Raw genomic sequence first — 24,396 nt, forward strand, 5'->3', positions numbered from 1 at the left:
TGCGGTCTGGAGGGCCGTGCTCGCACCCGACGAGTCCCGGCCCAACGACCACGCCCTGATGGTGCGCGGGATCCGGCTCGGCCGCGAACGCGACGGCATCGTGCCGGTCTCGGGGGCGTTGATGCCCAAGATCGCCGGCAAGCTCCGCCGCCTCTTCGACGCGTACCTGTCGCCGCACGAGCGGGACGGTCGCCTTCCACCAGGCAGACGCAGCCGACCGAGAGGCAGAACGGGAGCAGGCGCCGCACGAGCGGGACGACCGTACGCCCGACCAGCGGCGCCACGACGTGCTCGCCGTGATCCTCGACGTCGCCTCCCGGGCCGGGGAGGCCCCGACCATCGGCGGCGCCCCGGCCACGGTCCTGGTCAATGTGCGGGAACAGGACCTGAACGCGGACTTCAGTCAGGGCCGCGGCGTCGGCTGGATCGACGGCGTCGACACCCCGATCTCGATCAGCGCCGTCACAGACCTGATCAGCACCGGCGGACAACAGAAAGTCGTCATCACCGACGAGGGCCGCATCATCGCCCTCGGCTCACCCGAACGGTGCTTCACCGCCGCGCAACGCCGGACGCCAGGGCGGGTCGCCAGGGGCTCGACAGACATCCGCTTAGGCTGTAGGCATGGAATTCCGCTATCTCGGTTCATCAGGCCTGAAAATCTCCGAAATCACCTACGGCAACTGGCTCACCCACGGTTCGCAGGTCGAGAACGACATCGCCACGCAGTGCGTGCATGCCGCGCTCGACGTGGGGATCACCAGCTTCGACACCGCCGACGTCTACGCCAACACGAAGGCGGAGTCCGTTCTCGGCGACGCTCTCAAGGGCCACCGCCGCGAAAGCCTCGAGATCTTCACCAAGGTCTATTGGCCGACCGGCCCGCGCGGCCACAACGACGTCGGGCTGTCCCGCAAGCACATCATGGAGTCGATCAACGGTTCTCTGACCCGGCTGCAGACCGATTATGTCGACCTTTATCAGGCCCACCGCTTCGACACCGAGACCCCACTGGAGGAGACGATGCAGGCCTTCGCCGACATCGTTCGGCAGGGCAAGGCGCTCTATATCGGCGTCAGCGAGTGGACCGCCGCGCAGCTGCGAGCCGGCCACGCCCTCTCCCAGGAGTTGGGCTTCAGCCTGATCTCGAGCCAGCCGCAGTACTCGATGCTGTGGCGCGTCATCGAAGACGAGGTCGTGCCGACTTCGCGCGAGCTCGGCGTCGGCCAGATCGTCTGGTCCCCCGTGGCCCAGGGTGTGCTCACCGGCAAGTACAAGGCAGGCCAGGCCCCGCCGGCCGGCTCGCGCGCCACCGACCTCAAGGGCGGCGCCGACATGATCAGCCGCTTCATGAACGACGACGTGCTCACCCGGGTGCAGAAGCTTGAGCCGATCGCCGCCGACCTCAACCTGTCGATGGCGCAACTGGCTGTGGCCTGGGTGTTGCAGAACGACAACGTCTCGGCAGCCCTCGTCGGAGCTTCCCGCCCCGAGCAGGTGCGCGAGAACGTCCAGGCCGCGGGAGTGAAGATCCCGGCCGAGAGCATGAGGCAGATCGACGAGGTACTCGGCGACGTCGTGGAGCACGATTCCGCGATGACCGCGGCTACCGCACCGCAGAGCCGCCCGGCGTAGGGCAGGCTCGGCGTCACACTGCTCGGCCCGAACGAGAATCGCCGTTCGTACCGAGAGTCGCCGCCACTGCGGGGACTCTCGGTACAAACGGCGACGGTCGCTGCGGTGTTCCTAGAGCAACATTCCTAGAGCACCGTTTCTAGAGCACCTTCGACAGAAACGCCTGCGTGCGGCGGTGCTGCGGGTTCGTCAGGATCTCGTCCGGGTCGCCCGCTTCGACGACCACACCGCCGTCCATGAAGACGAGCGAGTCGGCGACCTCCTTGGCGAAGCCCATCTCGTGGGTGACCACGATCATGGTCATGCCCGATTTGGCCAGACCCTTCATCACGTCGAGCACCTCGCCCACGAGCTCAGGGTCGAGCGCGCTGGTCGGCTCGTCGAAGAGCATGAGCTTGGGTTCCATCGCGAGTGCGCGGGCGATCGCCACCCGCTGCTGCTGCCCACCCGACAGGTGCGCCGGGTAGTAGTCGGCGCGTTCGGCCAGACCCACCCTGGCCAGCAGATCGAGAGCGCTCCGCTCCACCTGGGCCTTCGGCAGCCCCTTCACCCGGATCGGCGCCTCCATCACATTCTGTAGCGCCGTCATGTGCGGAAACAGGTTGAACCGCTGGAACACCATGCCAATGTCCCGTCGCTGACGGGACGCTTCCTTGGGCGCCATCTCGTAGAGCTTGCCGTTGGTCTCCCGGTAGCCGATCAGCTCGCCGTCGACGCTGAGCCGACCGGCGGAGAGCACCTCGAGGTGGTTGATGCAGCGCAGGAACGTGGACTTGCCCGACCCACTGGGCCCGACCAGGCACATCACCTCGCCACGCTTCACCTCGAGGGAGATGCTCTTGAGCACCTCGTTCGAGCCGAAGCTCTTCGATACCTGCTCGGCCAGAACCATGGGGGGAATCGTGACGGATGCCCCGGCCTGCGTGTTCACGTCGGTCATTTCACGCCTCCGGGGTTGGCTGGTGGATCGTTCTCGCGCGGCGGTGCGATCACCGACGGCTGCCCGGAACCGATGACGGGGACGACCCCGGTGAGGGTTCCCGTTCCGGTGCCGACGGCATCCTTGCGATCCGGCTGCCGGTCGCCCACGCCGCGGGCGAACCGCTTTTCGAGGAAGTACTGGCCGACCATCAGGATGGACGTGAAGAACAGATACCAGATCGAGGCCACGATCAAAAGCGGGATCGGGTTGAACGTCTCCGCGGAAATATCCCGCGACCGGGTGAACAGCTCGAAGCTGAACGGCACGGCGGTGACGAGCGACGTGGTCTTCAGCATCGAAATGACCTCGTTGCCCGTCGGCGGGATGATCACGCGCATCGATTGCGGCAGGATCACCCGCGTCATGGTCTGCGACCAGCTCATTCCGAGCGCCGTCGCAGCCTCCTCCTGGCCGCTGTCCACGGCCAGGAGGCCGGCGCGCACGATTTCAGCCATGTAGGCCGCTTCGTTCAGGGCCAGCCCGATGATGGCGATGGTGAACGTGCTCAGTGCCGCGTTGGTCGAGAAGGACACCCACGGGTCCATGAACGGGATGCCGATGTCGATGCTCGAGTAGATCAGCGAGATCAGACCCCAGATCGTCAGCTGCACGTAGACCGGGGTGCCACGGAAGATCCACAGGTAGAACCAGGCCAGGCTCTTCACCACGGGGTTGGGCGAGAGCCGCATGACGGCCAGGATCACCCCGAGGACGATCGCGATGACCATGGAGTACACGGTCAGCTGCAGGGTCACGACGGCCGCCTGCGAGATGCGGCGGTCGAAGAGGTACTTGCCGACGGCGGGCCAGTCGTAGGCCGGCCGGAGCGCGGCGTCGACGACGATGGAGACGAAGACCACCACGAGCAGAATGGCGAACACCATCCTCCACGGATGCCGCAGCTTGATGGCCTTGATCGGCACCGATGGGGCCGGTTCCGCGGGCGGGCGGGTTGCCCCGCCCGCTTTCGGTGGAGTCGTGGTGCTCATACGTTATCCGTTCGACGCGGCGTTGATCGTGATCGTCTCGATCGCACCATCCGCGACGCCCCACTCGTCGAGGATGTCACCGTAGGTGCCGTCGTCGACCATGGACTGCAGCGCAGCCTGCACGGCCTTGGTCAGCTCGGAGTCCTTGGCGACCACGATGCCATAGGGCGCCACGTCGAAGGTCTCTCCGGCCGGCTGCAGCTTGCCCTCGGTCTGGGCGATCGCGTAGAGAGTGACGGGCGAGTCGGCGCTGAGCGCGTCGGCCTGGCCCAGCACGACCGCGTTGGTGGCCTGGTCCTGGGTGTCGTACTTCAGCTTGTCGATCGCCGGCTTGCCGGCCGCGACGCAGGCGTCACTCTTGGCCGGCACTTCGTCGGTGTCCTCATATGTGGTGGCCTGCACGGCGACCTTCAGCCCGCAGGCGTTGTCCGGGTCGACGTCGTTGCCGACGGCCGAAGCCCACTGGATACCGGCGACGAAATAGTTGACGAAGTCGACCTGCTTCTCCCGCTCGACGTTGTCGGTGAAGGAGGACACGCCGATATCGGCCTTGCCGCCGGTCACGCTCGGAATGATGTTGTCGAATTTTGCGACCTGGAATTCCGGCTCCAAGCCGAGCTTGGCTGCGACGGCCTCAGCGATCTCGATGCCCCAGCCGATCGGCTCACCGGCTTCGTTCTTGAACTCGTTGGGAGCGTAGGTCGGGTCGGTCCCGATGACGAGCGTGCCGGAGTCGGCGACCTCGGAGGGAAGCATCGCGGCGGCGGCGTCGTCCACGGCGATCTCGCTGGCGGAGGAGTCGGCCGTCGCTCCGCCCGTGGTGTCCGTGGAGTTGTCCACGCAGCCGGTGAGCAGGAGTGCCGTGACGGCGGCGAGAGCCGGGAGCAGGTATTGAGCGCGCATTGCGTAACCTTTTTCGTGGTTGTCGGATGTGTCTGGTTCGTCTTTGAGGTCCGTTAACGGAATTCGACAAAAGCGAGCATATAACAGCACGCTCACGCGGATTCCGTGCGCAGATAACGTTTTGGGCCAGCCCTACTGAGCGTGGACAGGCTTCCCCGTGTCTCAGTATGACCGGAAGCGTGTTTCGCGCGGATTTCGCGCCCGCGGGTCGCCCGTCGCGACCGGGCGGCCCGGCAGGTTGGACCATTGCGACCACGAGCCGGGGTAGAGCGCCGGTGAGAACCCGGCGATGGCCAGAGCGGCCGCCTCGTGCGCGGCGGTGACGCCGGAGCCGCAGTAGACGCCCACCGTGCCGCCCGCCGTGACTCCGAGCGCCTCGAACCGGGCGCGCAGTTCGGCGGCCGGGAGGAAACGCCCGTCGAGGGTGAGGTTGTCGGCCGTGAGCGCGCTGATCGCGCCGGGGATGTGGCCGGCACGAGGATCGACCGGCTCCGTGTCACCGCAGTAGCGCTCCGCAGCGCGGGCGTCGAGGAGCGCGCCGGTCTGCGCGAGCGCGGCGGCGGCATCCGTGTCGAGCACAGGCAGCACCCCGTCGGAGAGGGTGATCGTGCCCGGACGGACCGTTTCCGCGCTCAGCTCTGTTGCGGCCAGTCCGCCGGCCGCGAGCGGCAGGCCGGCAGTGCGCCAGGCGGCGAGCGACCCGTCGAGAAGCAGCACGTCGCGCACCCCGGCGTGACGCAGCAGCCACCAGGCACGGGCTGCCGTCATCCCGCCCAGGTCGTCGTAGACCACGACCGTGTCGCCGTCACGAAGCCCCCAGCGGCGCGCGGCTGCCTGCAGGGTCGCACGGGTGGGCAACGGATGCCGCCCGTCGGCCGGTTCGCCGGGCCGGGCCAACTCGGTCTCCAGGTCGACGTACACGGCGCCGGGGATGTGGCCGGCCCGGTATTCGTCCGGCCCGGGCGGGCCACCCAGCTTCCAGCGCACGTCCAGCACCCGAACGTCGCTTCGGCACTCGAGCATGGCTGCCAATTCGTCGGCCGTGATCAGTATTCGCACGCGCTCACGCTACCTCGGCGGACGTAGACTTGAGTAAGTGAGCAGCTATTGGACCCTCCTGAAGACTCCGGGCGTTGCTCGCGTCATCGCGGCACAGCTGACCGCTCGGTTCCCCTTCGGGATGCTGTCGCTCGCGTTCCTGATCCACATCGAGCAGGTCTTCGACTCCTACGGCGCCGCCGGCCTCGTGCTGGGCGCCATGAGCATCGGCCAGGCCGTCGCCGGGCCACTCACCAGCCGCCTGATGGGCCGCTGGGGCATGCGTCCGGTGATCACGGCCACCCTCGTCGTCTGCGCGACCTCCATCGTGACAATGGCTCTGGTCAGCATGCCCATTTACGTTCTGATGGCCGTGGGGCTCATCGCCGGGTTGTCCACACCGCCGATTCAGCCGGCCGTGCGCACCATTTACCCGAAGATCGTCAACTCCCGCCAGCTCACGCCGCTGTTCTCGCTCGACGCGTCGGCCCAGGAGATCATCTGGGTGCTGGGCCCGGTAATTGCCACGTTCGTGGCCATCCAGGTCAGCCCGGTCGCCGGCATCCTGCTCGCCGCCATCTTCCTCATCGGCGGCGGCGTCTGGTTTCTGGTGCTGCCCGAGGTCGGCCGGGTGCGCATCCCCCGTAGCCGCCGCAAACTCGGCGTCGTTCTCAAACGCCCGGCGGTCATGCTCAGCACCATCGTCGGCTTCATGCTGGTAGCCGCCTGCGCCTCCGTCGAGGCGGGTGTGGTGGCCGCGTTCGGGCACGGCAGCGCGGACTCGGGCTGGGTGCTCGGCATCTTCGCTCTCGGCTCGCTGATCGGCGGGCTCGCCCTCGGCCACGCCCCGATCGGCCCTTGGGCGTTGGCCGCACGGATGCTCATCGTCACCGTCGGCCTCGGTCTCGCCACCCTTGGGCTCAGCTTCTGGTGGCTGGCAGCCACCCTGCTGCTGGCGGGAATCGGAATCGCGCCGGCCTTCGCCGTCCTCTTCGGCATCGTGTCCGCGAGCGTCAAGTTCAGTGACACCGCGGAGGCCTACGGCTGGGTGGGCACCGGCCAGCTGATGGGCGCCGCCCTGGGTTCCGCCATCGCCGGTTTCATGATCGACCAGAGCGGCGCCACGGCGGCCATCGCGGTCGCGGCCGGCTTCGCGGGCCTCGGCACGATCATCCCCGCGCTCGGCCGGCGTTGGCACCCCGACCTCCGCGGCCGCGATGCGAGCCCGCTCCCCGACACCGCACCGATCCAGGTGCAGGTCTCCTAGCCGCCATCGCTCATCGCGCGGTGAACCGTCACCATCGCGGGGTTGAGCGTCGCGCGCACCCCTCAATCGTGTCGTTTCACGCCTCGGCGCAGGAGGACGAGGTTAGATGGGAGGATGACGCTTTCACCGGTACTTCCCCTGCATGACGGACACGGTATCCCCCAGCTCGGGCTCGGCGTGTACAAGATCGCGGATGCCGCGGCGGCCGACGCTGTGCAGGTCGCCCTGGAGGCCGGTTACCGCCACATCGACACCGCGGCGCTCTACGACAACGAGACCGGCGTCGGCCAGGGCGTCGCCCGCTCCGGCCTGCCCCGTGAGGACGTGTTCGTCACCACGAAGGTCTGGAACGACCAGCACGGCTACGACACGACCCTGCGCGCCTTCGACGTGAGCCTCGGCAAACTCGGCTTCGACTACGTCGACCTCTATCTGATCCACTGGCCCGCACCCCGCCAGAACCGCTTCGTCGACACCTGGCGCGCCCTCGAGACGCTGCGCGCCTCTGGCCGCGCCCGGTCGATCGGGGTGTCCAATTTCCAGCCGCACCACCTGGACCGCCTGCTGGCCGAAACGGATGTCGTTCCGGTCATCAACCAGGTGGAGCTGCACCCGTGGCTGCAGCAGTCCACCGTGCGCGAGTACGACGCGGCCCACGGCATCCTCACCGAGGCCTGGTCGCCGTTGGCCCGCGGCCGCGCGATCGGCAACGAGACCCTCGACGCCATCGGCGCCCGGCACGGCAAGACGGCCGCACAGGTGGTCATCCGCTGGCACCTCGAGCTGGGCAATGTGGTGATTCCGAAGTCGGTGACACCGGTGCGCATCCGGGAAAACTTCGACGTCTTCGACTTCACACTCACCGCCGGCGACCATGCCGCGATCGCCGCCATCGACGCCGGCCAGCGCACCGGCAAAGATCCCGACGACCTGGACTGAATCTCAGCTCGACCCGGAGCGGTGCCCGCGGGTCGCGCTCAGGGCCCTGCGTCCCTCTCCCGCGCCCCTCTCCCGCGCCTCTGACGAATTCGACGGAGATTTTGGCTGAATCCCGCCCAAACGACACGAAAACCGGCTTCAACCCAAAAATCTCCGTCGAATTGGTTCGCCGGAGCCGCAGTGCCTTGCGACAATGCCGCCTCCACAGGTCCGCGCGAGAGTCCCCGTTCCGGTCGAGAGCGACCCGCGGAACGGGCACTCCCGACCGGACAGGTGCTACCAGCGGCGGTGGATCTGGTCGCGCAGCATCCGGTCGTAGATATCCTGCACGCCCTCGTTGAACCCGACGCTGAGCGGGGCGACCGAACCGGCAGCGGCGTTGCCGCGAGCCTGCTGCACCGATCGGGCCCCGGGGATGACCGAGCTGATGCCGTCAATCTGGGCGACCCAGGCCAGCGCGGCCTGCGCGGGCGTGAGCTCCTCGGTCAGGGAACCCACGAGCGCCGCGAACTCCGCGGCGGCTGCCAGACCGGTCTCATAGTCCACACCGGAGAAGGTCTCGCCGACGTCGAAGGCGCTGCCGTCGCGGTTGTAGTTGCGGTGGTCGTTCGCAGCGAAGGTTGTCTCCCGGGTGTATTTTCCGGTCAGCAGGCCGCTCGCCAACGGAACGCGGGCGATGATGCCCACACCGGCGGCGCGCGCGGCCGGCACGACGGCCTCGAGCGGCTTCAGCCTGAACGCATTCAAGATGATCTGCACGCTGGCCAGGCCGGGCCGTTGGATGGCTGCGAGAGCCTGGTCGCAGGTCTCGACGCTCACCCCGTAGCCGGCGATGGCGCCCTCGGCGACGAGTGTGTCGAGCGCGTCGTAGACCTCGTCGGATTCGATCACGTCGCTCGGCGGGCAGTGCAGCTGCACGAGGTGCAGGGTGTCCATGCCGAGGTTCGTGCGGGACCGGTCGGTCCAGGCCCGGAAGTTGGCGAGCGTATAGTTCTCGGCCAGCTGGTCGACCCGTCGGCCCATCTTGGTGGCCACGGTGATGCCGGCGGCGGCGCTGCCGGCCAGGAATCGACCGATGATCTGCTCGCTGCGGCCGTCGCCGTAGACGTCGGCGGTGTCGAAGAAGGTGACGCCGGCGTCGACGGATGCCGCGAGCACCGCGGTCGCGTCGGCCTCCGACACGTCACCCCAGTCCGCTCCCAGCTGCCAAGTGCCCAGCCCGATCACGGAGACGGTTCGGCCGGTTTTTCCGAGGGTTCGTGTGTCCATTTCTCCAGCCTAGCCACGGAAGCTATAGCGGAAGCAGCGACCGACGGGGCAGCATCCCCGGACAAGGCCCCAGCCCCGACATTGTCGTCCGCGTCGATGACCCGGGCCAGTGCCCGGGCGAGCCGCGGACGGATGAGATGGTCGTTCGCTTCGACGCGGTGCATGGTGACGTGGCGCATCCGTTCGATCACCGTCATGGAGCCGGTCGCGATGAAGGCGTCCAGCACACCGTAGACCACGTCGACCGGCACCTGCACGGCCGCGATGTCGCTGACCACGGTCTGCGATTCGATGCAGTGCTCCAGCGATTTCACGAACGGGGTCCAGTTGCGCTCCGTCAGCTCGAAGATGCCCTTCGGCAGCAGTCGTGCGATGATGGCCGCGTTCGCGAGAGTGAACTCCTTGTTCAGCCGCAGGAAGTCGTAGGCGCGCAGGTAGGCGTTCACCCGGGCCCGCACCCAACGGTCACCGATGTCGGTCGGCGACAGGTAGACCGGCGGCCCCACGAGCACCACCCGGGACACCTGGGTTCGACGGGACGCGCGGGTGCGGGGCATCGCCGTCATCCGCGCCGCGATCAGGCTGCCGAGGGAGTGGCCCACCAGGATGAACGGCTCGCGGAGCTTCAGCGACCGGATCGTGGTGGCCAAGGCCTCGACGTGGTCCTCGAGCCGGTACTCGCACCCCTCGGGGATCGGCGATTCGCCGAAACCCAGGATGTCGACGGCGATGACCCGGTGCCTGGGCACAAGCAGTGGCACCAGTTCCCGGAACGTTTCCGAGGAGGAGGCGATGCCGTGCACGAGGATCACGACCGGACCGGTTCCCTCATCGATCGCGATATGCAGCAGCGGCGGGCGTGACCAGCCGAACCGTTCGCAGAGGGTCGCCCACCAGGTCATGGTTCCAGTATCGCCGTGAACGGCGTTCCCGATCCATTCGGCGACCGGTGTAGGCGGCGCATGCACGCGACGCGCGCGCCGCATGCCGAGACTCGATTGTGATCCAGAGCCGGCGACAGCGGTCGTACAGTGGGGCCATGAAGCGTTTACCCGCGATCGCCGCGGTACTCCTCAGTACACTGCTGCTGGCCGGATGCTCCGTGCCCGGCGTTTCCACCGACTCCGGCGGCTCCGCCACGTCCCCGGGCCTCGCCGAACCGGGCGTCGTCAATCCGGGGACCGTCACACCCGGCGCCGAACCCGGCGCCCCAGGCGAGTCTCTCGACTCGCGCACCTTCCCGGACGGCAGCACGGGCGAAATCGCCTCCAGCCAGCGCGACGTGATCACCACAGGGATGGTGTCGATCACCGTGAAGGACCCGATCGCATCCGTGCAGGATGCCGTCACCATCACCGAGCAGGCCGGTGGTCGGATCGACAGCCGCACCGAGAACCCCGCCACCGGCAACCAGCCGGCGAGCGCGAACCTCACCCTGCGCATCCCCTCGGATGAGCTCGACCGCACGCTGGCGGAGCTGAAGCAGCTCGGCACCGTCAACTTCGTGTCGCTCAACGCGTCGGACATCACTCAGCAGACCCAGGACCTCGATGCCCGGATCACCTCGCTGCAAACCTCGGTCGACCGGTTACTTGCCCTGATGACGAGCGCCACGAACACGACCGACCTGATCGCCGTCGAGAACGCGCTGGCCGAGCGGCAGAGCGAGCTCGAGGGGTTGCAGGCGCAGCGGGACTACCTGTCCGACCAGGTCGATTTCTCGACCATCACGCTCGACCTGTACTCGACCGGCACAGTGGATCCCGGCACCCCGGACGACTTCTGGGATGCCATCGCGGCCGGCTGGAACGCCCTCCTGACAGCTCTCGGTACCGCGATCGTGGCCATCGGCTTCGCGCTGCCCTGGCTGCTCGCTCTCGGACTGGTCGCAGCAATCGTCTACCTGGTGATCCGGTTGGCACGCAAGCGGCGCACGCCTGCGTAAACTTATTTGGTGTACACGACCGCCGAACTCTCCCCGCTCGGTGACGAGCTTCTCGAACGTATCCGTTCTCGTGCCGCGACGCATGACCGGGACAATACGTTCCCCGCCGACGATCTCGCCGACCTGATCGCCTCCGGTTACCTCCGCTCGCTCGTGCCCGTCTCCCATGGTGGCCTCGGGCGCAGCGTGCAGCAGGTCGCCGACGACCAGATCCGGCTCGCCGCCCACGCCCCGGCCACGGCCCTCGCCGTCAACATGCACCTCGTCTGGACGGGCGTGGCTCTCACCCTGCATCAGCGCGGCGACGACAGCCTCGCTTGCGTGCTGCACGGCGCCGCCGCAGGCGAGATCTTCGGCTTCGGCGTGAGCGAGCCGGGCAACGACCTCGTGCTCTCCGATTCGATCACGACGGCCGCCCCGCAGCCAGACGGCGGCTACCGGTTCACCGGCACCAAGATTTTCACCACGCTCTCCCCGGCGTGGACCCGGCTCGGCACCATGGGCATCGACCGGGACTCCGTTGACGGCCCGAAAATCGTCTGGGCGTTCATCGACCGGGGCGACCCGGGCGTCAGTCAGCAGGATGACTGGGACACCCTGGGCATGCGGGCCAGCCAGAGCCGCAGCACCGTGCTCACCGGCGCATCCGCCCGCCCGGAGCAGGTCTTCCGGCGGCTGGATCCCGGGCCGAACCCTGACCCGCTGATCTTCGCGATCTTCGCCAATTTCGAGATCCTGCTGGCGGCCGTGTACACCGGCATCGGCCGGCGCGCGGTCGAGCTGGCCGTGCTGGCGGCGAAGCGGCGCACGTCGCTCAAGCACGACGGCCGAACCCTGGCGCAGGACCCGGACATCCGTTGGCGCGTCGCGGAGGCCGCGATGATGATGGATGGCCTGTACCCCCAGCTCGACGCCCTCGCCCTCGATCTCGCCACTCAGGCCGACCACGGCCCGCAGTGGTTCCCGCTCCTGTCGGGCCTGAAGTATCGCGCCACCGAGACCGCGCGCCTGGTCGTCGACCAGGCGCTGCGGGTCAGCGGCGGCTCGTCGTACTTCGCCGGGAACGAGCTCGGGCGACTGTACCGCGACGTTCTGGCCGGGCTCTTCCACCCGTCCGACGCCGAATCGGCGCACGCCACCGTGGCTGCCGCCTGGCTGGGTCCGCTCGATGTCTGATGTCACCCGCGCGATCAACGTCTTCGACAGCGCCGCCTACACCCGCTCGGTCCTCGACCTCACCATGCGGCTCGCGGAGGTCATCTTCGCGGCCGGTGCCGGAGCCGAAGACGCCACGGCCGCCATGGAGGCCATCACCCGCGCCTACGGGCTGAGGGGAACCGAGGCCAACGTCACGCACACGATCATCGCGCTCACCCACGAGGACCCGGCCACGCACGAGTCCATCACCCGGAGCCGCAACGTCAAGTACCGCTCGCTCAACTACAGCAAGCTCGCAGCCACCTCCGAGCTGATCGCCGAGATCCTCGACTCGCCGCCGGACGTCGCCGATGCCCGCAAACGCCTGGCCACCATCGTCAGCGCCAAGCCGCAGGTACCGGCCCTGTACCGCCGGCTGGGCTGGAGCCTCGTCGGAGCCGGGGCCGCCGTGCTCATCGGCGGCGGGCTGGTCGTCTGCGTCGCCGCCTTCGTCGCCACCTTCTTCATCGACCTGATCACGACCTCGCTCGACCGCCGGCAGGTTCCCGTGTTCTACCAAAACGTGGTGGGCGGGGCGATCGGGCCGCTTGTCGCCGCGATCGTCGCACTCATCGACACCTCCGCGAATCCGTCCCTGGTCGTCATCGCGACCATCATCATGCTCCTGGCCGGCGTCACCACCTTCGGCGCGGTCCACGACACACTGTCGGGCTTCTACCTGACCGGCACGGCACGGATGATGGAGGCCCTGTTGATCACGGGCGGCCTGGTCACCGGCGTGGCCGGGGCGTCACTACTGGTGGCCCGCTTCGGGTTCCAGTTGCGCGTCGATGCCAACCTCACGCCGACCCTGGCCGACGTGCCCGTGATGCTCGCCGCCGCCATGGTCATCGTCGCCGGTTTCGGCCTCGCCGTGCAGGTGCCGTGGCGGGCGTTCTGGGTGGTCTGCCTGCTCGGCGCCGTCGCAGAGCTGCTCTATCTGGGTGGGGCGAGCGCCGGCTTCGGCCTGGTCTGGTCGTCTGCTCTCAGCGCCATGGGTGTCGGTCTGCTGGCCGCGATCGCGGCCCGGATCGTGCGCACTCCCCCGCTGGTGATCGTCGTTTCCGCGCTCGTCCCCCTCGTTCCGGGGCTGATCCTGTTCCGCGGCCTGCTGCAGCTGTCCGACGGCAACATCGACGGCCTACTCAGCATGCTGACCGCCGGTGCCGTGGCCGCCGCGCTGGCGGCGGGCGCCATCCTCGCCCAGTACGTGGTGCAGTTCGTCTGGGGTCCGGCGCGCAGGCTACAGCGCCGCTTCGTGGGGCCGCTGATGGCTTTGCCCATTCGGCTTGGCCGCGGCCCCGGCACCCGGATCTGACCCGGTGGACGAATCAAGCGGTTCCGGCTAGTTGGGAATATCCGCTTCGCCCTGCAGGTCTTCGATCTCCTCCTCAACGAAGCGGTAAGGGATCGGTTCCTCTGTTTCGTGGCCGATCCGGAAACGGCGGCGCACGGTTGAGCCGTCTTCCGTCTCCTCAAGCACGACCTCCTGCTGATACTCGCCGTTCACGTACTCGAGTTTCCGGGGCGTGCCGGCGGCGATCACGTTGGGTCCGTAGAAAATGGCCTCGTAGGTGGTCATGTCGCTCATATTTGGATCCCTTTCTCCGGGTGGAGACGTCTGCCTCCCTGGCGGGGCGCGTCGGTCTCAGCCTACGGCCGGGCGCGCAAGTTGCACAGGGCCGGGTGCCGGTGCGAGCGGGAAGGTGCCGTTTCGCGGCAACCCGCGTAGGGTCGAAGTCACGGTGCCGCTGGGGCTCGGTTCGAAGGAGTACACATGGCTGACAAATCACCCAAGAAGGACGCATCCAAAAAGGTTGCCGGCAAGTCCTTGAAAGAAAAGCGTGCCGACAAGCACGCGAAGGCGAACGAGACGACCGAGAAGGCCCGCAAGGCCTAGCGCCTGCTCCACGAATAAACTCAGGGTGTTGCCGCGCTAGCCGCGGCAACACCCTTTTATAGTCCGAAAGGACCTGCCGATGACCCTTCCCGTTATGGACACCCAAGTGGGCTACCCGGCCGGGCAGACCGAGGGCACCGCGACGGTGCTGCACGTCGAGCCGCTTCCGACCGGACTGCTTGCCGTGCTCCTCGACACCACCCCCGTGCACCCGGTCGACGCAGGCTGGCCCGACCAGGGTCCCGACCGGGCCGTGCTGCGCGCCCAGGGAATCGAGCTGCCGGTGCTGGACTGCGTCGTCGGAGCAACGGACGGGTCGGCGCTGCACCTCGGCCGGGACATCCCGGTGCCGAAGGGAACACCCGGCTGGGCGTTCGTCGTGGCTCACATCGTGCAGCCCCATGCCGCGCTGGTCGAGGGGCAGCCGGTCGACGCCGTCGTCGACACCGGCTACCGGCGGCGAATGTCCGCGGGCCACACCGCGTGCCACCTCGCCTCCCTCGCCCTCAACCTGGCTCTCGCAAACCGGTGGAAGAAGGACGTGCGCACCGACGCCCTCGGCAGCCCCGACTTCGACGGCACCGCGATCGACGTGTCCCTCATCGGCGAGAACGGATCCGTGGACGCCTACCGGCTCGGCAAATCCCTGCGCCGCAAGGGCTTCGTCACCGAGGAACTGGCCGACCAACTGGCCGAGATCGAATCGATGCTGAACACCGCTCTCGCCGGGTGGGTGGCTACGGACGCAAGCGTGCGCATCGACCGGGACGGCCCACTGCTGACCGACCGCCGGTACTGGGTCTGTGAGCTGCCGGTACACGACGTGCGCATCCCCTGCGGCGGCACCCACGTTTCCTCCCTGACCGAGCTCGGTGCTGTGCGCGTGGCGCTGTCGACAACCGACGTGGAGGGCACGACCGTGCTCACCATGGAGACGTTCGTCGGCCGATCGGCGCTCGGCGGCTGAGGCCGGTGCAGGTCGGCACGTGAACTCGGCCTGGATCAGAAACTTTCATTTCGGAGATTTTTGCGACACGCCGTTCACCCCGGCGCAACACGCCGCATGAACCGAAACGTCCGCGTTTGGCGACGGAATGGCTCGTCGGCCTGAAGACGAGAACAGAAAGACGAAGACAGAAAGACCGTGACAAAGAAGAAGGCCCCCGGTTTCCCAGGGGCCTGCGACTGACGATTATCACTATCTCGGTGGAGCTAAGGAGATTCGAACTCCTGACCTTCTCATTGCGAACGAGACGCGCTACCAACTGCGCCATAGCCCCCAACCGCTTATGCAGAATATCACGCGCGGCGACCGAGTTTCGCCGAACCGCCCGCTAGAGCCCGAATCCGCCCGGGTTCGGTCAGCCGACGGCGCGGCGACGGCGCAGCACGTCGTCGAGGTCGCTCATGCCGGGGGCGGTGTCTCCGACGACGCCCATCGACGCGAACCGGCTCGCTGCGGGCACGACCGGAGCGTTCTCGCGACCGGGCACCGCACGCGTGAGCGGGGTGACGGCCACCTCGAGGGCCGCGGCCCGGCGGGCGAGTTCAGCCTCTGCGGCTACCTTCCGCAGCTCGGCGGCGGCATCCACGGATGCCATCGCCGCCTGGGCGACGGATCCGCGCGACAGGTGCATCGGCCGAGGCAGCGGCAGCGGCGTCCAGCTCGGGGCGACGACCGGCGTCTCCTCGAGGTGCACGGACTCGAAGGCCTGCCCGACGCGGGCGGAGGGGGAGCTGACCTCTGAGCCATTCGCGGCGGCGGCGTGCTGGTGGGCGCGGCGAGATGTGCGGGCGAGGCGCGACAGCGCCCCGACAGCGAGCGCGACCGTGGCCAGGCCGCCGAGGACTGCGGTCCAGGCTCCGCCCGCTGCGACCGCGACAACCCCGGAGACGAAGAAAAGGATGCCCCCGAGCAGGATCAGGGAGGTCAACGCTCGCACCCGGCGCAGACGCAGAGCGCGAGCGCGACCCGGCGAGCCGGCCACAACCGCGGCACCGGCGGCGCCGGCACGCACGGCGGAAGCCTGGGCAGCGACCTCTCGGGCGGCAGCGGCACGATTTGTGGCGGCCAGGGCCGCGGCGGAGCGCCGGGCGGACGCGGCGGCATCCGTCACCGCCTTCGCCTCGGCTCGGGCATCGTCTTCGGCCTGGGCCAGCAGCTTGCGTTGGTTCAGGACGGTTCGGGCGTTCGCTTCGAGCCGCACCTGCTGGGGCACCTCCGACGTTTCCGCCAGAATGCGCAAGGTCTGCTGCAAGCGAACGGCGTTGCGCTCGGTGGTGAGGTACTGGCGTCGGCGCGCCCAGGTCGGCATGAGGTAGGTCACCCACAGGGCAGCCGCGACCGCAATCATCACTCCCCCGCCCAGGACCTCGCTACTCATAGTCTCTAAGGTAGGAGGGCCGTAGCCATGCGGTGATGATTATCGAGGGTGTGTCACGGGCAATTCCCGCACTCATCGGTCACTCACCGTCAACGGATGCGCGGCCGCGGCCCGATCGACGTCCGTCACCCGGGCGGCGTCGGCCGGCACCTGGCCGAACTGCCAGCGATGCAGCACGCCCTGGCGCACCTCTTCGGCCACCAGCCCGAAGCAAAAATGGTCGCGCCAGTCGCCGTTGATGTGAATGTACCGGCGGCGCAGACCCTCGTAGCGGAAGCCGAGTTTCTCCACGACCCGCAGCGAGGGCACATTCTCGGGTCGGATGCAGATCTCCATGCGGTGCAGCCCGAGCTGGCCGAAGCAGTAGTCGGTGGCCAGGGCTACGGCTGTGGGCGTGATCGCCTTCCCCGCGAATTCCTCGCCCACCCAATAGCCGATGGTGGCCGACGACAGGGAGCCCCAGGTGATCGACGACACGTTGAGCTGGCCGGCCAGCTCGCCCTGGTGTTCGATCAGGAACGGCAGCCCGCTGCCGACACGTGAGTGCGCAAGCAGGCTGCGGATGCTGGCGCGGGTGTCGAAGGACATCGGCGCATAGGGACTGGTGGCCTCCCAGGTGCGCAGCCAGCCCCGGTTTTCCATCAGGGAACGGTCGAGGTTGCGGTCGTCGCGCAATCGAATCGGTCGCAGTGTGACGGGACCCTCATGAAGCGTCGGTATTGCGATCGCCACAGTGTGCCCGTCTACTCAGTGCCGAAATGGTGTTTCCTTAATCTACCGCGCGTGTTCTAGTCGAGAGTGGCGACGAACTCGTGCAGCCAGGGCCGCAGGTCCGGTCCGAGGTCCTCGCGGTCGACGGCAAGTTGCACAATGGCCTTGATGTAGTCGAGGCGGTCGCCGGTGTCGTAGCGGCGGCCGCGGAAAATGACCCCGTACACGCCGCCGCTGGTGGCCGGGTTCAGCGCCATCTCCTGCAGCGCGTCGGTGAGCTGGATCTCGTTACCCTTGCCCGGCTGGGTGCGCTCGAGCACCTCGAAGACCTCGGGGCGTAGCACATAGCGGCCGATGATGGCCAGGTTCGACGGGGCATCCTCGGTGCTGGGCTTCTCGACCAGCCCGGTGACCCGCACCACGTCGGGATCGTCGGTGGCCTCGACCGCGGCCGCTCCGTAGAGGTGGATCTGGGAGGGCTCCACCTCCATCAGGGCGATGATGCTGGTATTGCGCGTGCCCTGCTCGGCGAGCATTTTCGCCAACAGCGGGTCGCGCTCGTCGATGATGTCGTCACCGAGCAGCACCGCGAACGGTTCGTTGCCAACATGCATCTTGGCCCGCAGCACCGCGTGGCCGAGGCCCAGCGGGTCACCCTGGCGTACGTAGTGGATGTCGGCCAGGTCGGTGGCGTGGTTGACCTTCTCCAGTCGGCTGTGGTCACCCTTTTTCTTCAGGATCGCCTCGAGTTCGGTCATGCGGTCGAAGTGGTTTTCCAGCGCGTTCTTGTTGCGCCCGGTGACCATCAGCACGTCGGTCAGGCCCGCGGCCACGGCCTCCTCCACCACGTACTGGATCGCTGGTTTGTCGACGACCGGCAGCATCTCCTTCGGCATGGCCTTGGTGGCCGGAAGAAAACGAGTGCCCAGTCCTGCAGCAGGAATGACGGCTTTGGTAATTGATGTCCCCATGGTCCCTACGATATCGGCATCTAGGATGAGATATATGGATTCCGATATCGGTCACCGAAAGCGCGCGCTTCGCGCCGAGCTGCGGGAGCGCCGCCAGAACCTGACCTCGGTCGAGCGGGATGCCGCCACGGCCGGATTCACCCAGAATCTGCAGAGCATCACCCTGGATCTGTCGGCCCGGTCCATCTCCTGCTATCTGTCCTCCCGCAACGAACCGGACACCCGCCCGTTCGTGAACTGGGCGGAGGCCCAGGGCATCCGGGTGCTGTTTCCGGTATCCCGCGATGACGGACTCCTCGACTGGACCGTCGGCGAGGACCAGACCGAATTCGAGGGTCTCTCGGGCGCCCCCGAGGCAGGCGGCAGCCTGTTGGGCCCGATCGCGATCAATGACGTTGACCTCATCATCGTGCCGGCCGCCGCCGTCGATGCAACCGGCCTGCGCATGGGCTGGGGTCGCGGCTACTACGACAAGACCCTAGGCTCGATGGAGAAGTGCCCGCCGGTGTATGCCGTCGTCTTCGAGAACGAATACGTCGACGAGGTACCCCGCGAGGTTCACGACCAGCCGGTCGACGGCTTGGTCACCCCGACGCGCATCATCGCGTTCTGATCGGCCCGCCCCCTACTTCCTGTTCAACGAAAGCCATTTCATAATCGGAGATTCCGGCCCGTGGGCCGGTCCCCCATCGGAGTTCCAGTGCCTACCTATTCCTACCGCTGCACCGAGTGCGACACCGCGTTCGACATCCAGCAAGCATTCACCGACAACTCGCTCACCACCTGCCCGACCTGTGCCGGCAAGCTGCGCAAGGTCTTCTCGTCCATCGGCGTGACCTTCAGCGGTTCCGGCTTCTACAGCAACGACGCCCGGTCGGATGCGAAGCGCTCGCTCGAGCGCTCGTCGAAGACCCCAGACAAAAAGTCAGACAAGAGCTCAGACGCGAAGTCGGGCGATTCCGGCACCGGTTCCGGCTCCTCCAGCGAGAAGTCCGCGGCCCCCGCGAGAGACAGTTCCGGCCCGAGAAAAGTCGCAAGCACCAGCACCAGTAACACACCCGCGCCCGCGCCCGCCGCGAAGGCCTCCTAGCCCCAGCACGTCAGAGCGTCAGCACACCAGCACACCAGCACACCACTCGCCTGTCCCGGCGCCGAGACCTCACCGGAGTATCACCATGATTCAGGGCTTCAAAGAATTCATTATGCGCGGCAACGTCATCGAGCTTGCTGTTGCCGTGGTCATCGGCGCGGCGTTCACCGGGGTGGTCAGCGCGATCGTCACGGGCATCTTCAACCCGCTGATCGCGGCGATCTTCGACTCGGAGAGCCTGGCGGAGGCGATGGTCATCGGCCTTCCCGGCGGGGGCGGTCTGTCGTTCGGACTCGTGCTCGCCGCGGCCATCAACTTCCTGCTGGTCGCGGCCGTCGTCTATTTCGTCTTCGTGATGCCGCTCAACCACCTCAAGCACGCGCAGGAGCGTCGCCGTGCAGCCGGGATTCCCTCCACCGCCGATGCCGCCGCCCCCACAACGGAACTCGACCTCCTGACCGAGATCCGCGACCTGCTGGCCGCCGGCGCGACGCTCGACCAGGGCTCGAAGCACACGCTCTAGCTGACTGAGGCCTCATCGCCTGGTTACCGCTCTCGGCAAACCAAATCTGACCGGCCCCGGTTGACGCTGCTCAGTACAGGCGGAAGGCCGCGTCCGGAGCGTGTGGCGGATACCGAACGGCACAAGCGCTGCTGCACAGCGGGCAGGGGTCGTGGCCAACTCAGGAGATCCGTCCGGCCGGGTCGGGCATCCGCGCCGGTTCCGCACTGCTCCGCGGCGGCTCGTGAATGCGGCCGGCGGATGTCCTGAGTTAGCCACACACACACACACACACACACACACACACACACACACACACACACACACACACACACACACACACACACACACACACACACACGCGCTCGGGCTCGGGCTCGGCGGGTCCATCGCCCACGACGATGAGGCCTCACTCATCCACGGCAGTCACCAACTCCGTCCCTTCGGCTACCAGTGCGGCGGGCGGTCCTGACGGAGCCGTTCGTCGTTGACGCCGCGGGTTCCCGGTCCGGTGGGATCGGCGGGCACGATGCCGCCTTCCTCGCGCAGAACCGGTGGGTGCGGATCAGGGTCGGTGTCGGGCGCGGGCGTCAGCCGAGCACGCCGGGACGTGCCGGCCGATTTGACGACGAATTGCCGGGGAACGACGGATGCGTCCAGGTGGCCGACCTTGTCCCGGTGGTCGAACTCGTCGAGACCATCCCGCTCGGGTACGCCGCGCTCAGGCACCAGGTCGGCGCACCGGACCGGACGAACCACGCCCCGTCGAACCTGGCCCCGTCGAACCATGCCCCGTCGAACCCTGCGCGGCCGAGCCATGCGCGGAGGATCCGGCAGCCGCCGACGGCACCGACAGGCCGACGAGTGCCGCCACGCGGGCGGCCACCGCGTCCGGGTTGCTGAAGAGTTCGAAGCTGTGCACCCGCAGGTAGTGCCAGCCGAGGCGGCGCAGCACTTCGGGGCGGAGCCTCAGGGACTCGCGCAGGCTCGACCGGCCGACGACGGCATCCGTTTCGACGACGACGGCACGGCCCGCGTGCGAGCCGGCGAGGGCCAGCTTGCCGCGGTGGCCGAGCGACACGGTGAGGCCAAGCCGTTCCAGGCGGCGGGCCAGGTCGACCAGCATTGCCTCGCTCACGTCGGGAACCTGTGCCTCATTGCGGCGCGCCTCGGTCTCACTGAGTACCTGCGAGAGCGCGAGGATGCTGTGGCGCTGGCGATCCTCGTCGATGTCGGAGGGGCGGAAGCAGGAGACGATGTCCATGGCCCGGCGGGCGCGGGTCATGCCGATGGCCAGCAGCCGCTCGCCGCCCGGTTCACCGAGCGAACCGAAGTTCGTCAGGAGACGGCCGTGCGGGGTGCGTCCGTAGCCGATGGAGAAGATCACCCGGTCGCGGCTCTGCGCCACGGCCTGCTCGAGGGTGAGCACAGTGAATGGCTCGGCCCGGTCTTTCAGGATGAAGTCGGAGAGGTCGGTGCGCTTGGAGAAGGCGGACAGCACGGCCTGGTGCACACGCACGGAGTGCCGCGCGCTGGCCGTGATGACCATGAGTGATTCCTTCGGGCGCTTGACGGCGTGGTCCATGACGAGTTCGACGACCTTGGCCACCTCGGCGTCGACGCTTTCCACGGCCCCGGAGTCGGCGTCGGGCATGCCGTGCCCGCCGGCCACGTAGTTGATGGTGAGGCTGCCGTGCCCGAGGTAGCTGCCCGCCCAGGGCAGTGAGTCGATGCGTCCGCCGTAGAAGCGGTGGTTGACGAGTTCCGCGAGGTCTTCGCCGCCGGCGCGGTAGCTGCGGGTCAGGGTCAGGGTCGGCAGCAGCTCGCCGAGGCGGGCCAGGGCCGAGTCGGCGTGCAGGGCGTCGACGTTGGTCTCCTGCTCGACGCGGTCGTCGGCGGCGGCCGTGATGCCGGTCTCGAACGACGACGGTGTCTGCGTGACCGGGTCGCCGAACGCGACGATCTGCCGGCCGCGACGGATGGCGCCGACGTTCTCGGCCAGGGTGGTGGCGCCGGCGTCGACGAGCAGTACGGTGTCGAAGCTCATCTGGTCGTCGAGTGCCGCCACCTCGTAGGGCGAGGCCAGCCAGACCGGGGCGAGCACGCGGCCCAGGTGTGGGGCGGCCTTGTGCAGGCGGGTGGGGGTGGCCCGGTCGGCGCGCAGCAGGCGCCTGAGGTTGTCGGCCTCCTCGGGCCAGTCGACGACGCCGATCTTCCAGGTCTCGGCGAGCAGCCAGGCGAGGAGCTGCCCGGTGGTCGAGGCGTGCGCCTCGTCGACCAGGCGGAAGTCGGCCTCGAGCCGGTCGAGAACCTGCGTGTTGGCGTTCAGGAGGGCCTTGTCGCCGCTGAGCATGCTCTCGAGCACGGACTGCCACCAGGCGAGTTCGAGCTCGTCGGCGACGTCTCTCTCGGACACGTGTCGCTGGGACAGGTCGGTCATCAGCGGGTCGAGATTGTGCGCGCGCAGAGTAGCGAGCAGCGCGGTGCGCTCATGCAGGTTCGCCAGTACCTCGCTCTCGGCGGCCAGGCCGGAGATCACGTAAATGAGCTCCTTCACCGGGCGGTTCGACAGCTGACGGGTGGTTCCGGCCGCTCCGAGCGGAATGTCGAGGCTCGCGAGGTCTTCCGAGACGCGCTGGTAGGCCACGTGCACATCCGAGATACCCACGGGCACCTCGGGGGTGACGCCGGCGACTACGAAGCGCTGCCACAGGGTGCGCTGCTGCTGGATGCGGCGCAGGCTCTCGTTCATGTCGCTCACGTGCACGCCGGGGCGCAGGTATTCCACAGCGAGCTTGCGCAGACGGCGACGGTTCGCGCCGGTCATCTCGGGCGACTCCCGGCGAGACGCGGTCGCGGAGATCAGTTCGGTCAGGGACCGGTCGAAGACAGCCGGCTGGAACTTGTCGAGCGTCTCCCGGATGTCGAGCAGCAGCCGCAGGTAGACGCCGAGCTCGGCGATGGTCTCGAACGGTCGCAGTCGGGTCTGGCCGACGAGTCCGGCGGCACGCTCGAGTAGGCGCGGGAGTTCGATCTGGTTGACCCGTTTGGCCAGCTGGTGCGCCGCCGAGGCGTCCGCGGTGGAGGTGAAGGAGGCTCCGTACCAGGGCGAGTCGCCGGGTCCGTAGCGGAATTCACCGAGTGCAGCCGCCTTGATCAGGGTGGCGGCGGCGGTCGGCCGACCCTGCGCCAGGCGTTCGAGCGCGCGTCGGTCGAGCCTGGCCGTGGTCGAGGGAGGTGAGGGCAGCTGCGCGAGGCGTGCCAGTTCACCGAGGGCGTCGAGAACGGACACCCCGAGCGTCGGGTCGCGGCGGGTGAGCGCCGACCGGTAGTCGAGCAGCACCTTGCGCAGGCGCACGAGCGCGTCGTCGACGTCGCCGACCATGGGCTGGGTGGCCTTCTCGTTGCGGGTGATCGACTGGATCAGGTCCCGGCGCAGGGTGCGGGGGGTCACGGCGACCCCGGGCAGCCCGACCTGCACTAGGCGGTGCGCGATACCGTCGAGGCTGGAGCGGCGGGCGCTGACAACGAGCACGCGCTTGTGCTGAGCGATGAGCGAGCCGATCGCGTTCACAATCGTCTGCGTGCCTCCGGTGCCGGGAAGGGTCTTCACGACGAGCGAGTTGCCGGCCGCGATCTGCGCGACGACGTTCTCCTGCTCGGAGTCGGCGTCAAGCAGAAGGATGTCGGTGGCCGGTGGCCGGGAGTCCTGACCGATCGGGACGACCGGGTTGTACGCGGTCTCGATGGCACGCCGGGCGTTGGTGTTGCCACCGATCGCGTCGAGCAGCGGATGGTCCAGGCTGGCCGCATCGGCGGCGAGAGCGCGGCCGACGTCGGCGAACACGGAGGCCACGAGGCGCGGTACCACGTTGAACCAGGGCAGGTGCGAGGTGAGGCCGCGCAACCGGTCGATCACGGGCTGCGGTTTGAAGGCGCCGTTGGTGACGGCCAGCGCCACGAACGCATCGGCATCCAGAACGATCTCGAACTGGTCCTTCAGCGCGCGGCCCAGTTCCGGGTTGAGGAACGGCTGGCCCTTGAGCTTGAGTTCGAAATCGCGGCCGTAGCGGCGGATGGCGAGGGGGCGCAGTAGTACGGGTGCGCTGTAATTGACATCGTTGTGGCACCACTCGGCTAGGCCGATGGCCAGGTGCACCGATTCGATGCCGCGCATGGAGCGCAGTTCGATGCCCTTCTGGGTGATCTCGCCGGCCGCCAGACGCGCGTTGCGCAGGGCCAGCTCGTCGCGGATCAGGTTGGAGAGCAGAGCCGTCTTGCCGGTGATGAACTGGGGCAGACCGCCCGGATGGGTGGCGCTCAGTTCGATCCGCGTGCGGGGTCCGTCGCTGAAGTGCAGCAGCGGGGAACGCCCGCCCACTTCGGCGAGTTCGTCGCGCCAGCGCTGCCAGACCGGGTCGGCCACATTGCCCACGGTGAGGGACGGATCGCCCAAGCTGACCGCGTGCGGAGCCGCGGAATCGTGCGGGTCGGCGGGCGGAGCATCCTGAATCTCCGTCAGGATGCCGTCGTCATCTAGTTTCTTATCGAGGCGCCACACAGTCGACACCATAAGCCAAATCCCTCCGATTCCCCGGCAGGCGGCCCGGAATTGCACGGATTCAGCCCCGAATTGTCTTAAAGCGGGGCTTCCGGATCCGCGTGCGGCCGTCA

24 protein-coding genes and 1 tRNA gene are annotated in these 24,396 nt (G+C 67.9%); 11 read left to right on the forward strand and 14 right to left on the reverse strand.

Going from position 1 to position 24,396, the window contains the following annotated elements; all coding sequences use genetic code 11:
- Nucleotides 1-403: 403 nt before the first annotated feature.
- Nucleotides 404-607, reverse strand: coding sequence for a hypothetical protein (locus tag E3O18_RS16435; protein ID WP_241978117.1), 204 nt, complete (start codon nucleotides 605-607; stop codon nucleotides 404-406).
- Between the two features lie 17 nt (nucleotides 608-624).
- On the opposite strand from E3O18_RS16435, the gene E3O18_RS04605 reads away from it, so the two are divergent.
- Nucleotides 625-1,635 (forward strand): aldo/keto reductase family protein, encoded by a 1,011-nt coding sequence (locus E3O18_RS04605; protein ID WP_134417616.1) that lies wholly within the window; start codon nucleotides 625-627, stop codon nucleotides 1,633-1,635.
- Nucleotides 1,636-1,774: 139 nt separating this feature from the next.
- On the opposite strand, the gene E3O18_RS04610 is transcribed toward E3O18_RS04605, so the two are convergent.
- From E3O18_RS04610 to E3O18_RS04620, 4 genes are all read right to left on the reverse strand, one after another.
- Nucleotides 1,775-2,527 (reverse strand): amino acid ABC transporter ATP-binding protein, encoded by a 753-nt coding sequence (locus tag E3O18_RS04610; RefSeq protein WP_134395173.1) that lies wholly within the window; start codon nucleotides 2,525-2,527, stop codon nucleotides 1,775-1,777.
- A gap of 44 nt (nucleotides 2,528-2,571) precedes the next feature.
- Nucleotides 2,572-3,606 carry an amino acid ABC transporter permease gene (locus E3O18_RS16240; protein ID WP_134397107.1) on the reverse strand — a complete coding sequence of 345 codons (1,035 nt, stop codon included), beginning with the start codon at nucleotides 3,604-3,606 and terminating at the stop codon, nucleotides 2,572-2,574.
- 3 nt (nucleotides 3,607-3,609) lie between these two features.
- Complete coding sequence (locus E3O18_RS16245) at nucleotides 3,610-4,509, reverse strand: ABC transporter substrate-binding protein (protein ID WP_134397106.1); 900 nt, start codon at nucleotides 4,507-4,509, stop codon at nucleotides 3,610-3,612.
- A gap of 162 nt (nucleotides 4,510-4,671) precedes the next feature.
- The gene (locus E3O18_RS04620; RefSeq protein WP_134417617.1) at nucleotides 4,672-5,568 is read right to left on the reverse strand and encodes a sulfurtransferase; all 897 of its coding nucleotides are present in this window, start codon (nucleotides 5,566-5,568) and stop codon (nucleotides 4,672-4,674) included.
- 37 nt (nucleotides 5,569-5,605) lie between these two features.
- Here E3O18_RS04620 and E3O18_RS04625 point away from each other — a divergent pair, with 37 nt between their 5' ends.
- Together E3O18_RS04625 and E3O18_RS04630 are read left to right on the forward strand one after the other, a co-directional pair.
- On the forward strand, nucleotides 5,606-6,814 hold the full coding sequence (locus E3O18_RS04625; protein WP_134394955.1) for an MFS transporter: 1,209 nt from the start codon (nucleotides 5,606-5,608) through the stop codon (nucleotides 6,812-6,814).
- A gap of 114 nt (nucleotides 6,815-6,928) precedes the next feature.
- A complete protein-coding gene (locus E3O18_RS04630; RefSeq protein WP_134398059.1) occupies nucleotides 6,929-7,753 on the forward strand; it encodes an aldo/keto reductase in 825 nt (274 codons plus the stop codon).
- 276 nt (nucleotides 7,754-8,029) lie between these two features.
- Here the strand turns inward: E3O18_RS04630 and E3O18_RS04635 are convergent, their stop codons facing one another.
- Together E3O18_RS04635 and E3O18_RS04640 are read right to left on the reverse strand one after the other, a co-directional pair.
- Nucleotides 8,030-9,022: an aldo/keto reductase gene (locus E3O18_RS04635; protein WP_134394957.1), complete on the reverse strand. Its 993-nt coding sequence runs from the start codon at nucleotides 9,020-9,022 to the stop codon at nucleotides 8,030-8,032.
- On the reverse strand, nucleotides 8,977-9,924 hold the full coding sequence (locus E3O18_RS04640; protein WP_134394958.1) for an alpha/beta hydrolase: 948 nt from the start codon (nucleotides 9,922-9,924) through the stop codon (nucleotides 8,977-8,979). The genes E3O18_RS04635 and E3O18_RS04640 overlap by 46 nt, the downstream gene beginning before the upstream one ends.
- A gap of 137 nt (nucleotides 9,925-10,061) precedes the next feature.
- On the opposite strand from E3O18_RS04640, the gene E3O18_RS04645 reads away from it, so the two are divergent.
- Genes E3O18_RS04645 through E3O18_RS04655 form a run of 3 tightly spaced genes read left to right on the forward strand, consistent with a single transcriptional unit; the run spans nucleotide 10,062 to nucleotide 13,482 of the window.
- Complete coding sequence (locus E3O18_RS04645) at nucleotides 10,062-10,967, forward strand: DUF4349 domain-containing protein (protein ID WP_134394959.1); 906 nt, start codon at nucleotides 10,062-10,064, stop codon at nucleotides 10,965-10,967.
- Between the two features lie 9 nt (nucleotides 10,968-10,976).
- The gene (locus E3O18_RS04650) at nucleotides 10,977-12,143 is read left to right on the forward strand and encodes an acyl-CoA dehydrogenase family protein (RefSeq protein ID WP_241978118.1); all 1,167 of its coding nucleotides are present in this window, start codon (nucleotides 10,977-10,979) and stop codon (nucleotides 12,141-12,143) included.
- A complete protein-coding gene (locus E3O18_RS04655) occupies nucleotides 12,136-13,482 on the forward strand; it encodes a threonine/serine exporter family protein (protein ID WP_134394961.1) in 1,347 nt (448 codons plus the stop codon). The genes E3O18_RS04650 and E3O18_RS04655 overlap by 8 nt, the downstream gene beginning before the upstream one ends.
- A 27-nt stretch (nucleotides 13,483-13,509) precedes the next feature.
- On the opposite strand, the gene E3O18_RS04660 is transcribed toward E3O18_RS04655, so the two are convergent.
- A complete protein-coding gene (locus tag E3O18_RS04660) occupies nucleotides 13,510-13,755 on the reverse strand; it encodes a hypothetical protein (protein ID WP_134394962.1) in 246 nt (81 codons plus the stop codon).
- 186 nt (nucleotides 13,756-13,941) lie between these two features.
- On the opposite strand from E3O18_RS04660, the gene E3O18_RS16735 reads away from it, so the two are divergent.
- On the forward strand, nucleotides 13,942-14,064 hold the full coding sequence (locus E3O18_RS16735; RefSeq protein WP_255408599.1) for a hypothetical protein: 123 nt from the start codon (nucleotides 13,942-13,944) through the stop codon (nucleotides 14,062-14,064).
- Nucleotides 14,065-14,143: 79 nt separating this feature from the next.
- Nucleotides 14,144-15,031 (forward strand): metal-dependent hydrolase, encoded by an 888-nt coding sequence (locus E3O18_RS04665; RefSeq protein ID WP_134394963.1) that lies wholly within the window; start codon nucleotides 14,144-14,146, stop codon nucleotides 15,029-15,031.
- A gap of 240 nt (nucleotides 15,032-15,271) precedes the next feature.
- Here the strand turns inward: E3O18_RS04665 and E3O18_RS04670 are convergent.
- The 4 genes from E3O18_RS04670 to galU all read right to left on the reverse strand — a co-directional run bounded on the left by E3O18_RS04670 (nucleotide 15,272) and on the right by galU (nucleotide 18,130).
- Nucleotides 15,272-15,344, reverse strand: a tRNA-Ala gene (locus E3O18_RS04670).
- An 81-nt stretch (nucleotides 15,345-15,425) separates the two neighbouring features.
- Nucleotides 15,426-16,448, reverse strand: coding sequence for a hypothetical protein (locus E3O18_RS04675; RefSeq protein WP_134417620.1), 1,023 nt, complete (start codon nucleotides 16,446-16,448; stop codon nucleotides 15,426-15,428).
- 72 nt (nucleotides 16,449-16,520) lie between these two features.
- Entirely contained in the window at nucleotides 16,521-17,180 is a 660-nt protein-coding gene (locus E3O18_RS04680; RefSeq protein ID WP_134394965.1) for a GNAT family protein, read from the reverse strand.
- 56 nt (nucleotides 17,181-17,236) lie between these two features.
- Nucleotides 17,237-18,130: a UTP--glucose-1-phosphate uridylyltransferase GalU gene (gene galU / locus E3O18_RS04685; RefSeq protein ID WP_134394966.1), complete on the reverse strand. Its 894-nt coding sequence runs from the start codon at nucleotides 18,128-18,130 to the stop codon at nucleotides 17,237-17,239.
- 34 nt (nucleotides 18,131-18,164) lie between these two features.
- On the opposite strand from galU, the gene E3O18_RS04690 reads away from it, so the two are divergent.
- From E3O18_RS04690 to mscL, 3 genes are all read left to right on the forward strand, one after another.
- Nucleotides 18,165-18,743 (forward strand): 5-formyltetrahydrofolate cyclo-ligase, encoded by a 579-nt coding sequence (locus tag E3O18_RS04690; RefSeq protein WP_134394967.1) that lies wholly within the window; start codon nucleotides 18,165-18,167, stop codon nucleotides 18,741-18,743.
- 87 nt (nucleotides 18,744-18,830) lie between these two features.
- On the forward strand, nucleotides 18,831-19,220 hold the full coding sequence (locus E3O18_RS04695; protein WP_134394968.1) for an FmdB family zinc ribbon protein: 390 nt from the start codon (nucleotides 18,831-18,833) through the stop codon (nucleotides 19,218-19,220).
- Between the two features lie 85 nt (nucleotides 19,221-19,305).
- A complete protein-coding gene (gene mscL / locus E3O18_RS04700; RefSeq protein WP_134394969.1) occupies nucleotides 19,306-19,743 on the forward strand; it encodes a large conductance mechanosensitive channel protein MscL in 438 nt (145 codons plus the stop codon).
- A 426-nt stretch (nucleotides 19,744-20,169) separates the two neighbouring features.
- On the opposite strand, the gene E3O18_RS04710 is transcribed toward mscL, so the two are convergent.
- Together E3O18_RS04710 and E3O18_RS04715 are read right to left on the reverse strand one after the other, a co-directional pair.
- The gene (locus E3O18_RS04710; RefSeq protein WP_241976954.1) at nucleotides 20,170-20,451 is read right to left on the reverse strand and encodes a hypothetical protein; all 282 of its coding nucleotides are present in this window, start codon (nucleotides 20,449-20,451) and stop codon (nucleotides 20,170-20,172) included.
- Nucleotides 20,444-24,295 carry an AAA family ATPase gene (locus E3O18_RS04715; protein WP_241978119.1) on the reverse strand — a complete coding sequence of 1,284 codons (3,852 nt, stop codon included), beginning with the start codon at nucleotides 24,293-24,295 and terminating at the stop codon, nucleotides 20,444-20,446. The genes E3O18_RS04710 and E3O18_RS04715 overlap by 8 nt, the downstream gene beginning before the upstream one ends.
- Between the last annotated feature and the right edge of the window lie 101 nt (nucleotides 24,296-24,396).

Source organism: Cryobacterium sp. TMT2-42-4 (assembly GCF_004402645.1).
GTDB classification, from domain to species: Bacteria; Actinomycetota; Actinomycetes; order Actinomycetales; family Microbacteriaceae; genus Cryobacterium; species Cryobacterium sandaracinum.